The organism is Psychromonas algicola (assembly GCF_004378355.1).
GTDB lineage: Bacteria > Pseudomonadota > Gammaproteobacteria > Enterobacterales > Psychromonadaceae > Psychromonas.
On sequence record NZ_SNUB01000015.1, the window covers coordinates 61412 to 73788 of the forward strand.

A 12377-nucleotide genomic window follows, 5' to 3' on the forward strand; every position below is an offset into this window, starting at 1 on the left:
ATTTTGCTTACCAAAGGAAGCTTAAAAGCCACGCCCCAACATAGCGATAATAAAAACATAAACAATGCTCAATACAGGAACGAAGAATATTGCTTACCAAAAGTGGCTTAAAAGCCACGTCCCAACATAACGATAATAAAAATATAAACAATGCTCAATACAGGAACGAAGAATATTGCTTACCAAAGTGGCTTAAAAGCCACGCCCTAAAATAATGACAATAACCACAATAAAAACATAAACAATGCTCAATACAGGAACGATAACACCCACCGTTGAGCTTTCCCAAATCATTAATTGCTTTTAGCAAACCCAAACAGGACGTTTGGGTTAGGCTCGTTCTGGCCATGGATGGCCAGCAAGAGCCGGTGCGTTATAAAAGCAATGTATTATTTGGATAAGAAAGCGATTCGGTGGCCAGTTTCTTTGTATCCTTTCTTTTCTGGTAAAAGAAAGGGTATCGCCGACAGGGCGAAACCACAGCAATGAATATTCAAAATGATCCGTCGAGCGTAGACGAGCAAAAAGCCAAGCCTAAAACAAGGTAGGATGAATCCTACATCCCTAAAATAAAAAATAGCCGATAGCCAGTCATTGAATCTAAAAAATTTCAATTAGTTATTGAGTAAATCGATGCCCAATGCGGCTACAACTTCGCCTCCGTTGAGCTTTCCCAAACGATGGATAACTTTCAGCAACAGCAAACAGGACGTTTGCTGTAAGTTCATCCGGCACAGGGAAGTGCCGTATGAACTGGTGCGTTAAGAAAGTTCTACATTGGTTGGATCAGAAAGTGATTCGGAGTCAGTTTCTTTGCCAACTTTCTTTTCTGATAAAAGAAAGTTTGGTCGCCGACAGGGCGAAACCACTGTAACGAATATTCAAAATGATCCGACGAGCGCAGACGAGTCTAAAGCCAGTCCTAAAACTAAGTCTAATATCAAACAAGGTAGGATGAATCCTACATCCCAAAGTAAGATGAACCCAGCGGACAAAAAAACTGAAAATAACATTGCTTTTGACTTTGGGACGTCGCTTTTAAGCGACCTAATATTGCGAAAACCAGAACAAGATAAATCCGTGCCCCAAAAGTGACTCTAAACACATACCCAAACTCAATCTCTAAATTATTAAACCATGCCAATTATTCTCCAAAAACTCATATTGATGCTTATATTCTGTTTTTTGTAGATAAATCGACGCTTATTAACTGTTTGTATTGTTTATTTTTTTTTTTAATCTAGCCTTAATCAAGATAGTCCATTTTAGAGATTAGGCAGGTATAACATGAACCAAAAATCAGATATTTTAGAACAGATATTTACCCAGCTAAAAACGCATTTTACGGCACTCGAACAACCTCTATTACAAAGCTTCATTAACGCCATTTATCGCGACGTGAGTATTGTTGATTTAACAACAATCAGTCCTGCCGATTTATCCGGTTTAACGGTTTCATTATGGCGTGAAGCGCAGGAATGGAATGGGAAAGTGGCCAAAGTTAAAGTCTTTAATCCTGATGTTGAACAGGATGAATGGAAATCTACGCATACTATTATCAGTGTCTTAAGTCGAAATATTCCTTTTATTATTGATACGCTAAAAATTGTATTAAACAAACAAAACATTAATTTACATCGTATTTTATATAGTGAAATTCATAGCGAACGTAGTAAATCAGGACAATTGAAAGCACTTAAAAAAGATAACGACACTGAGTTATTACTTTATATCGAAATCGATCACACCACTTCTCCTACCGAACGTTTAAAAATTAAAAAGAGCTTAGATAAAGCTTTATCTGATGTGTCTTTGGTGGTGGATGATCACGAACAAATGATCGCCAAAGTAAAAGGCGCGATTGCGACGAGTAAAAAAGCAAATAAAAATCCAGACCAAGCGCTTGCGGAAGAACAAACCTATTTAAGTTGGATGGTGGATAATCACTTCACTTTTGTCGCTTGTGATGAATTCACTGTGAAAGATAATAACATTACAATTGTTGAAAATAGCCAATTAGGTTTGTTAAAACACAGTGATTTTATGCGTCAAAAGAATCAATTTGATTGTGTGCATGAACTTCAAGCACCTTCATTATTACATTTTAGTAAAGCGTCGCAACGTGCTGTTGTACACCGAATTGCCTACCCTGATGTAGTTTATGTTAAGCAATTTAATAAACAAGGACAACTCACAGGCGGTATTCGTTTTATTGGTCTCTACACTTCATCGGTTTACAGTGGTAGCCCGTTAATGATTCCTGTTGTGCGCCAAAAGATCGCGAATGTTTTAGCGCAATCTGGGTTAACTTTAGGTGGGCATTATTATAAAGAATTAACACAGATATTATCGACTTATGCGGTAGAAGATTTACTGCTTTGTGATGAGAAAACGCTGCTTAATAATGTAGTGGAGGTGTTACATGCGCAAGAGCGCAAACACCTTAAACTGTTTTTAAGAACCGATGGTAATAAACGATTTGTTACCGCTTTATTATATGTTCCGCGTGATGTTTATAATACTGAAGTGCGACTTAAGTTTGTGGAGTTATTGTCACGTACTATGCCGATTGCTGATAGTGATTTTCAGACTTATTTAAGTGAATCCAATTTAGCGCGTTTACGTTTGGTGATCCACCTTGATAAGCCCTATGAAGATGAGCTTGAAGTGACTGCGATTCAGTTACGCATGCAACAAATCATTAAGGCTTGGACGGAAGAGTTGCAATATTCGTTAATTGAACATTATGGCGAAGAAACAGGTGTTAAATTAACGCGTAAATATGAAGCCGCTTTCCCTACAAGTTACCAAGATATTTTCAGTTCTCGTGTTGCTGTGACAGATATTGAACGTATTGAATCATTGTTTGAATGTGATGAGCGTTCGATGGCATTACGTTTTTACCGTTCTGTTGAAGCAAATGACAGTGAATTAAAGCTTAAATTATTCCATCAAAATGGTGCTTTACTGTTATCGGATCTTATTCCTATTTTAGAAAATTTAGGGCTTAAAGTTGCTCAAGAATATCCTTACCAAGTCTCGCCAATTAATGAAAATACCTTCTGGTTATATGATTTTACCTTGCTTTATACGGCGGATGATAAATTTGAGCCTGAGCAATATCGCGATTTATTTTCCGACGCCTTTATTGCTATTTGGTATGGTGAAGCGGATAACGACCCCTTTAACAAACTCATTCTAGGTGCAGGTATTGCGTGGCGCGATATTGTGATGCTGCGTGCTTATGCAAAATATCTTAAACAAATTCGTTTTGGTTTCAGTCACTTTGCGATTGCAAAAACCTTGTTGGATCACAGTGCGTTAGTGAAGAAAATTGTGGCTCTATTCCATGCTCGCTTCAATCCTGAAAAACAAGTGTCATTGGAGAAGCAAGCTGAACTTGAACATGTTATTTTGGAATCCTTAAACGAGGTGAGCAACCTTAATGAAGATAGAGTTTTACGTAAATACGTTGAGTTAATTATGGCGACGATTCGTAGTAATTACTTCCAAAATAAAGAAGGACGACATCAAGCGGATCAATTTAGAGATTATATTAGCTTCAAATTTGATCATAATAAAATCACTGATATTCCTTTACCACGTTTAAGTTACGAAGTGTTTGTTTATTCACCTCGTTTTGAAGGTGTGCATTTACGTGGTGGTGCAGTGGCCCGTGGTGGTTTACGTTGGTCTGACCGTGGTGAAGATTTCCGTACTGAAGTGCTTGGTTTGGTAAAAGCACAACAAGTTAAAAACTCGGTGATTGTTCCTGTTGGTGCGAAGGGCGGTTTTGTTGCTAAACGTTTAAACGCAAGTATGGATCGCGATACCTTTATGCAAGAAGGGATTGCATGTTACAAAATGTTTATTAGTGCGTTATTGGAAATTACCGATAACCTTGAAAATGATACTTTAATTCCGCCATTACAAGTCGTTCGCTACGATAACGATGACCCTTATTTAGTGGTTGCAGCCGATAAAGGGACGGCGACTTTCTCTGATATCGCCAATGAATTAGCAACGGATAGAAAGTTCTGGTTAAACGATGCCTTTGCTTCAGGTGGTAGTAATGGATACGACCATAAGAAAATGGGGATCACTGCAAAAGGGGCGTGGATTAGTGTACAACGCCACTTCAGAGAATTAGGTGTGGACGTTCAAGAGCAACCTATTTCAGTGGTGGGCATTGGTGATATGGCCGGTGATGTATTTGGTAACGGCATGTTATGTTCTAAAAAAATTAAGCTGTTAGCTGCGTTTAACCATTTACATATTTTTATCGATCCTAATCCTGAAAACTTAGATGCTTGTTTTGAAGAACGCCAACGTTTATTTGATACACCAAGAACGAGTTGGGCGGATTATAACGCTAAGTTAATCTCTGCTGGTGGCGGTATTTTTGAACGTTCTGCAAAATCCATCGCAGTGACTCCTGAAATGGCCAAAGCCTTTTCTATTAACCAACCTAAAATAACGCCAACGGAGTTGATTTCTTTATTATTAAAATCACCGGTTGATTTGTTATGGAATGGCGGCATCGGGACTTACGTTAAGAGCGAGCAAGAAAGCCACGCTGATGTAGGTGATAAAGCCAATGATAACTTACGTGTTAACGGTTCTGAATTACGTTGTAAAGTGATTGGAGAAGGCGGTAACTTAGGCATGACGCAAAGTGCGAGGATTGAGTTTTCTTTACACGGAGGTCAATGTTTCACCGATGCCATTGATAATGCGGCTGGCGTAAACTGTTCCGATTTAGAAGTGAACATTAAGATCCTATTAGATAAATTAGTCTCTAAAGGCGATTTAACACCTAAGCAGCGTAATGTGTGGTTGCAGAAAATGACCGATGAAGTGTCTGCGTTAGTGCTTCATAATAATTATCGCCAAGCACAAAGCATTAGCCTCGCTTATAAACAGGGTTATCAAGATATTGAAGAATACAGACGATTAATTGATAGCCAAGAAGAAAAAGGTAAGTTAAATCGAGCGTTAGAGTTTATCCCAACGGATGAAGGGATCACTGAACGTAAAAATGCAGAGCTAGGATTAGTAAGACCTTGTATTTCAGTCATGATTTCTTATGCTAAAAATGAAATGAAAGAAGAGCTGGCTAAAGCGCGTATCGCAGAAGATGGCTATTTAGCAAAAGAAGCAGAAAAAATATTCCCTGCAGCTTTAGTGAAAGCCTATCAAAGTGAAATTCACGAACATCCATTATTATCTGAAATTGTGGCAACACAAGTTAGTAACGATTTATTTAACGTAATGGGCGCAACCTTTGCGCATCGTATTATGACAAGTACAGGTTGTTCATTTCTTGATTTGGCCAAAGCTTGGGTTGCTGCACGAGATATTTTCAACTTGCCTGAGTTATTAGCTGATATTGAATCTTTAGATAATAAAATTGATAACCAAGTCCAAGTGACCCTGATTAATAAATTAGTACGTATGGTGAGTCATGCGACGCGTTGGATCATCAGAAATGATAGAGACCAGCTTGATTGTGCATTATTAATTGAAAAATATAAATCGTCATTACAGGCTGTTAAAAATAACTTACCTAAATTGTTAAGTGAGCAAATTTTACAGCAGCGTGAAGTTGAATTGGCTAAAGCTAAAAAAGAAGGCGTACCTGATTTATTAGCGAATAAGCTAAGCAATACGGAGCAGTCATACGCGCTACTGAGTATTATTTCAGTGGCAAGTAAGCTCGAAGTTGACGCGCAATTAGCAGCACAAGTTTACTTCTTTGCTGAAGAAAAATTGAAATTAGTGAATATTTCACTTCAGTTAAACCTACTTCCGGCCGATAGTCATTGGCAGTCTCTTGCAAAAGAAGCCATGCGTGATGATTTAGAATGGCAGCAAAAACGGATCACTGGTGCAATTTTATTATTGTTAAAAGGTAAAGACGTAGCCAAAGCTTATACGGATTGGGAATCACAACATCAAAGCTTAGCGGATCGTTGGCACAAAATGTCCGATGCGTTAACGGCGGTGAGTGTACCTGAGTTTAGTATGTGTCAGGTTGCTTTACGTGAATTGTTAGATTTATCGAAAAGTTAATCTGCTGCTAGATAAGCATGACGTAATGGGCGATTAAGTGTGTCTCAAATGAGTTTGAAGCACGCTTCATCGCTTATTTTTATTGTTATTTTAATAAACATAAAAGGTTAATTCTGAATAATTAAAAAGAGATAACACCGTAAAATTCAATTAAATATCATTAACTTAATCAGTTTTTTAGATAAGAAAAAGCTTATTTATTTTGACAATGTCAATGAATGGTAAAAATGAGTTATTGGTTTTACCGTGAAAATAACTAAAATAGTTATAAACTAATAACAACGATAAAGTAATGCTAGGAATCGAAACTATGAAAAAAATTGTTATGTTGAGCTGTTTGTTGTCTCCCTTTACCTTTGCGAGTCAAACTTTATTTAATCCTATTGTCTCAAGTACAAGTACAAGTAGTAGTGTTTCAAATCCTGCAAGTAATTACCTTACTTCAAATGAAAATATTACAGGGCTTGTGTTAATCGAACCGTTAGCGGTTGGTTATGAACTCGGTGATGTGAATTCGTTAATTGAACAAATCGATGACTTAGAAGATATCCTTGATAATGGTGTTTCAAGTGTTGCTGAAGCTAATGCTGCCGAAGAAAAATTTGATGCATTTTTAAAAAATGCGGGCGAAGATGGGTTTGTGAAGGCTAGTGCTTCTGGCTCTTTGGTTATTTTCCCGAGCCTTTATACCAATGAACGAGAAGGCGTTTTTACCTTTGATTTTAATTACGGTGGAATGACAAAGCTGGGCATACTCGATGACCCTAATGGCGTTACAGTAAGTGGAACTTCATTGTCCACTGATTCAGGTGTTTATGAGCAATATGTTACCGCTAAAACCTTTGCGTTAGGGTACAGAGAAACCTTTTGGACAAATGGGTACAGCGAAATCTTAGTTGGTACTAAAATCAATTTAAGAGAAATGAGGATGTTAAGACGATTCTCAAACATAGAATATCAAGGTGAAGATGAAGTCGAAGGTGAAGCAACTAGCACAAATATTGGTATCGATGTTGGTGTGTTATGGGTGATTAATTCACTCAGTTTAGGGTTAACGGTTAATAATCTTAATGAGCCGGAATATGACTTAGGCAATTTAACCTGTGATCCTTCTACTGGTACAACATATGATGATAACTGTAATTCACTTAAAAATATTTCAAACGCCGATGGTGTTGAATTGACAGGGGATTATGTTGCAGAGCGCCAAGCGAAAGTAGACTTCTTTTTATCTTCTCCGGGTAATGCTCTTAATATCCAAGGCTCTTATGATGTTAATGGCATTACTGATGCCACTGGTGATGAATATCAATGGGCTGAAATTGCATTAAGTTATTTAAGTGATTCTTTCTTTGTACCCGGTTTACGCGTAGGTTATAAAAAGAACTTAATTGGTAGTGAATTAAGTTATGTGAATGCAGGATATACCTTCTTCAAATATCTTAATTTTGACTCGGGAATGTCTTTAGATACGGTTTCTTATGATGGCGCGAATTACCCGCGTTCTTTCTATGTTAACTTAGGTTTAGCACTCGCTTTCTAGTCTTTTAATGTAAGTTATACCAATTGCTAACAAAAATGCCAATGAGTTAACTTCATTGGCATTTTTGTTTGTTAGTGTGTATTTTTCTTGATTAAGATTTTTTGGCTTTTTCTGCTATTTTTTTCAACATGAAAGCACAACCTACAAATGCAAAACTTGCTGTCACCATAGTCGAAGCGCCAAATCCACTTGCACAGTCCATCTTCAAACTGCCATCGGATTCGGCTTTTTCTTTACATACTTCACCATTCATATCTGGATAACTTAGCTGTTCCGTTGAAAAAACACAGTAAACATGAAATCTTCGTTTAGGGTTTTTACTGAAATTAAAATGGCGACGCAATTCTGAACGTACTTTCGCAGCCAGTGGATCTTGGATGGTTTTAGCTAAATCAGTTACCTGTATTTGTGTTGGGTCTAGTTGACCACCTGCGCCACCACAAGTTAGTAATGGATATTTATTACGCTTACAATGAGCCACTAAAGCGACTTTAGCGTGAATGCTATCAATGGCATCAAACACATAGTCCATATCGCTAGATAAGTATTCAAAGCAGTTGTCTTTATCAATAAAGTCATCAATGCAATTAACAATAATATCGGGGTTTATCTGCTTACAGCGTTCCGCCATCACTTCAATTTTTTGCTTTCCAATTGTGTCTGCTAAAGCATGAACTTGACGATTGGTGTTAGTAACACAAAGATCGTCCATATCAATTAAAGTGATTTTACCAATCCCTGAACGCGCTAAAGATTCAACCACCCAAGAGCCAACACCGCCAATGCCTACAACGCACACATGACTATCTTTAAATGTTTGTAATGCGCTAGTGCCATATAAGCGTTTAATGCCACCAAAGCGGTTTTCATATTGTTCGTTCATGGTTTCGCTCTTTGTGATTGAGGCTGATAATTGGGAGGCGAATTATACCCATTGTTTTTTAATATGCAAAAATACGCGAGATAATAAAAAAGCGAGGTTTATACGAGTTTCAATAAATTGTTTCTCTATGTGACTTACTAAAACAACTCTCTTTGTTGTTGTGAGTTTTGTAAAGCGAACAAGCAATAAAGCATTGAAATTCTTTACATAATAAAGAGTGTTAGTTTAAGTTTAGAATTGAGCTGATGTTCAGCGTAAAACTTAGGTTACTTATTGCCGGTATTCCTTTATTCCCATCCATATAGCCAAAGTGCTACTCATTTAATTTTATCTGAATAGATATATTCCCTATTTTTATTTGTTTTATTACAAAAGTCGTAATTGTCTAAATCTTCTTATTTTATAAGCCTTTAAATGATTTTTATTAGCTATTTGAATACCTATTAAGTAAATATTTTTGATTAATTTGCAACTTGGTGAATAAAAAAATCGTTTTGTCGGGTCTTAATAAAATAGGTGCTAGTGAGTTATTAAAGTTAGTTTCAAAAAAATAATCTAATGAAGTTAATTTTTACTTTGAAAGGGCATCCATTTTAGGTGGTGGTTTATGTAATTCGGTGATGAATTATTACCACCAACTGGTATTAGTAATTTAGCGTTTATTTTAATTACCGTTTAAGGCCATTTTAAAATAATGAAAAACGCGTTTTTATAGTGAGTAACAATAATGTCAGATCATATATTAATCGTAGAAGACGACCAAGATATTGCAGAATTGATCAAAGTGAATATGCAAGACTTAGGTTTGCAGGTAACACATTGCGACAATGGTGAAGATGCTGTTAAACAAGCTTTGGAAAACAATTTCTCATTAATTATTTTAGACCTTACTTTACCGGGTTGTAGCGGTTTAGATGTTTGCCAACAAGTTAAAGAGGTCAAACAAGAGCAGGCTATTTTAATGTTAACGGCTCGTTCTTCGGAAGTTGACCGTGTTGTTGGTCTTGAATTAGGGGCTGATGATTACATGGCGAAACCTTTTAGCATTAGAGAATTACAAGCTCGTGTTCATGCTCTACTGCGTCGAGTTCACCTATTACAAAAAAGTAAGCAAGAAGAAACAGAAGACGAAGGTGCAAGTATTTGTCACGGCCAATTAATGATAAATCAACGCACACATGAAGTGGTTTTACGTCAAAAGTCATTGGATTTAACGGCAACTGAATTCGATTTATTACGCTTTATGGTGCAACACCCTGGACAGGTTTTTTCTCGTACTCAACTGTTAGATAAAGTATGGGGTTATCAATATAGTGGTTATGAACACACTGTAAATTCGCATATTAACCGTTTACGTAATAAGTTAGTTGCTGGTCAACCGCAATCTAATAACAAAGTGTTACCTACTATTATCCAAACGGTTTTTGGTGTTGGTTATAAATTTAGTCCTGAAGGTGTGCTTTAAATGAAAGTATCACTATATCAACGCATTGCCGTTGCTTTAGTTTTACTGTTTATTGCTATTGCTTGTACATTCTCTGTATGGTCTGCAAAGTTAGAGACAACCGCTCGGCATAAAGCTGAGCAACGCTTACATTTACAACTCGCTGACCATATTGGTAATGATAACCCGCTTCTTAAAGAGGGCGTCTATGATTACCAAGCATTAACAAATCTTTTTCATAGTCTGATGATTTTAGGGCCAAGCTTTGAGTTTTATTTTGTTGCGCCTAACGGCGATATTCTCAGTTATTTTGCTGAATCTGAACAAGTACAAAGACAAACTATCAACATTGCCCCTTTAGTCGACTTTATTAACCGTAAGAAAGCTTTGCCTATTTATGGCGATGACCCAAGAAATAACGAGCAACAAAAAATATTCTCAGCAGCGCCTGTTTATAATGGTCCTAACTTACAAGGGTATTTATATATCATCATAGGTGGTGAAGTTTATGATGCCGTTTTTTCCGATGTGCAATCTGAAAAGTATTTATCGCAATCTTTAGTTTTTTTACTTGGTGTTGTTGTTTCTTTCTTTTTGATTTTATTGATTCTAGTGCGCTTCCTAACTTTACCTTTAAAGTTACTCACTGAAAATATTCGAAAATTTAAACAAGTTGATTTTGATATCAATGAAATGACCCTGTTAGCTTGGCCTGCGGCAAAGCACAATGAAATTCATGAATTGGGACAAGTGTTTAATGAAATGGCATCACAAATTAATTCTCAATTTGCATTACTTCAAAATAACGATAAAACTCGTCGTGAGATGCTAACTGACCTTTCTCATGATTTACGTACTCCATTATCAGCGCTACAAGGTTACCTTGAAACAATACAGTTTAAAGGTGCTTCTCTGAGTGAAAAGCAGCATCAGCAGTTTATTGCAATTGCTTTTAAAAATGCCAACCAGCTTAAAAAATTGGTTGATCAGATTTTTGAACTCGCTCATCTAGAAGGAGGAGAAGTAACACTTCAGCTTGAAGCTTTTCCACTCGCAGAGTTGTTGCACGATATAGTGGCTAAATTTCAGCATCGTTTAGATGAAAAGCAAATTCAATTAACTATTGAGCCCTTTGAGTGTGAGTTTATGGTGCACACCGATATTGGAAAATTGGAGCGCGTATTAAGTAATTTAATTGACAATGCAATTCGTCATACGGATGTTGCAGGAAAAGTCATGATGAAAGTGACTAATAAAAGTAATGAGCTGGTTAATCTTGCTGTTATTGATAATGGTACTGGCATCGACAGTAAAGAGTTAGCTTATATTTTTGATCCACGTTTTCGAGCTAGCAATGCTATTTGTGATGATAAAGAGCATGGAGGGTTAGGGTTAGCTATTACACAAAAACTATTATTGCTATTAGGATCTGATATTCATGTTAAAAGCGAAATAGGTAAGGGAACAACTTTTGATTTTGATTTAACAGGCATTAAATAACTTATTATGTGTTATTTATTCAGCACATCATCAAGTTCTTTTGATGATGTGCTTTTTTAGTTATAAAAATTCCCCTCTCTTTTTTATCATTTTCAATGTAGAGTATTGCCTTCAAAAATTATTAAAATAGAAAGGCTGATAGCAATGGAAAATGTATTTCCAATATTCTCAACGGCAGTATTGATCTTCTTTATCTTAGATCCATTAGGCAGTGTGCCTTTATTATTGAGTATTTTAAAAAATATAGATAAAAAGCGACATTCTAAAATTATTATTCGAGAAATGTTGATCGGTTTATTTATTTTGCTGACCTTCTTGTTTTTTGGAGAGCAATTTTTAGGGTTGTTTCACCTGCAACCACAAGCCATCACAATATCTGGTGGTATTATCTTTTTTGTTATAGCGCTTAAAATGATCTTTCCTAATCCCGATGGAAGTGATTTGTTCTCTTCAAAAATAGGCGATGAACCTATGGTGGTTCCTATTGCAATGCCAATGATCGCTGGACCTGCTGCCTTAGCAACCTTGCTTGTTTTAGCTAAAACTAATGCTGAGCATACAGGCTCTTTATTTCTTTCATTACTCATTGCTTGGGTATTTGCCGCTATCGTATTACTGTGTTCAACACGACTTTATAAGATATTAAAGGCGAAAGGATTAAAAGCCTTAGAGCGTTTAATGGGGATGTTATTGTTGATCATGTCAGTACAAATGTTTATAGACGGTATTCGTTCTCTTTTACCCACCTTGGTGTAATTGATTTCATCTCATTTTATTTTTAAACCGTAAACACAACAAAGCCAAGCTAATGCTTTAATGCCTGTCAGTTAAGAACTGATGGGCATTTTTTTACCTTTTCTTTCTGCGTATCTTTTGGGTCTCGCTTTAACCATTCTTGGGTAACTTCTCTCTCGCCGTTCAGGCAAAACAAATGC

Annotated in this window: 6 protein-coding genes; 5 read left to right on the plus strand and 1 reads right to left on the minus strand. The window is 36.6% G+C overall.

Annotation, left to right across the window (positions count from 1 at the left end):
• Nucleotides 1–1287 precede the first annotated feature (1287 nt).
• Together E2R67_RS09320 and traF are read left to right on the plus strand one after the other, a co-directional pair.
• On the plus strand, nt 1288–6072 hold the full coding sequence (locus tag E2R67_RS09320) for an NAD-glutamate dehydrogenase (RefSeq protein ID WP_134290678.1): 4785 nt from the start codon (nt 1288–1290) through the stop codon (nt 6070–6072).
• 310 nt (nt 6073–6382) lie between these two features.
• Complete coding sequence (gene traF / locus E2R67_RS09325) at nt 6383–7615, plus strand: conjugal transfer protein TraF (RefSeq protein WP_166739353.1); 1233 nt, start codon at nt 6383–6385, stop codon at nt 7613–7615.
• A gap of 91 nt (nt 7616–7706) precedes the next feature.
• Here the strand turns inward: traF and tcdA are convergent, their stop codons facing one another.
• Nucleotides 7707–8498: a tRNA cyclic N6-threonylcarbamoyladenosine(37) synthase TcdA gene (gene tcdA / locus E2R67_RS09330; RefSeq protein WP_134290680.1), complete on the minus strand. Its 792-nt coding sequence runs from the start codon at nt 8496–8498 to the stop codon at nt 7707–7709.
• Between the two features lie 727 nt (nt 8499–9225).
• Between tcdA and E2R67_RS09335 the strand changes: the two genes are divergently transcribed.
• From E2R67_RS09335 to E2R67_RS09345, 3 genes are all read left to right on the plus strand, one after another.
• The gene (locus tag E2R67_RS09335) at nt 9226–9963 is read left to right on the plus strand and encodes a response regulator transcription factor (protein ID WP_134290681.1); all 738 of its coding nucleotides are present in this window, start codon (nt 9226–9228) and stop codon (nt 9961–9963) included.
• A complete protein-coding gene (locus tag E2R67_RS09340; protein ID WP_134290682.1) occupies nt 9964–11442 on the plus strand; it encodes a sensor histidine kinase in 1479 nt (492 codons plus the stop codon). It abuts the gene before it with no gap.
• Nucleotides 11443–11586: 144 nt separating this feature from the next.
• Nucleotides 11587–12198, plus strand: a complete 612-nt coding sequence (locus E2R67_RS09345; RefSeq protein WP_134290683.1) for a MarC family protein — start codon at nt 11587–11589, stop codon at nt 12196–12198.
• Nucleotides 12199–12377: the final 179 nt, after the last annotated feature.

What these genes read in the sequence shown, in the direction of transcription:
- E2R67_RS09320 (WP_134290678.1), top strand. Translation starts at nt 1,288, where the DNA reads ATGAACCAAAAATCAGATATTTTAGAACAGATATTTACCCAGCTAAAA.
- traF (WP_166739353.1), top strand. Translation starts at nt 6,383, where the DNA reads ATGAAAAAAATTGTTATGTTGAGCTGTTTGTTGTCTCCCTTTACCTTT.
- tcdA (WP_134290680.1), bottom strand. Translation starts at nt 8,498, where the DNA reads ATGAACGAACAATATGAAAACCGCTTTGGTGGCATTAAACGCTTATAT.
- E2R67_RS09335 (WP_134290681.1), top strand. Translation starts at nt 9,226, where the DNA reads ATGTCAGATCATATATTAATCGTAGAAGACGACCAAGATATTGCAGAA.
- E2R67_RS09340 (WP_134290682.1), top strand. Translation starts at nt 9,964, where the DNA reads ATGAAAGTATCACTATATCAACGCATTGCCGTTGCTTTAGTTTTACTG.
- E2R67_RS09345 (WP_134290683.1), top strand. Translation starts at nt 11,587, where the DNA reads ATGGAAAATGTATTTCCAATATTCTCAACGGCAGTATTGATCTTCTTT.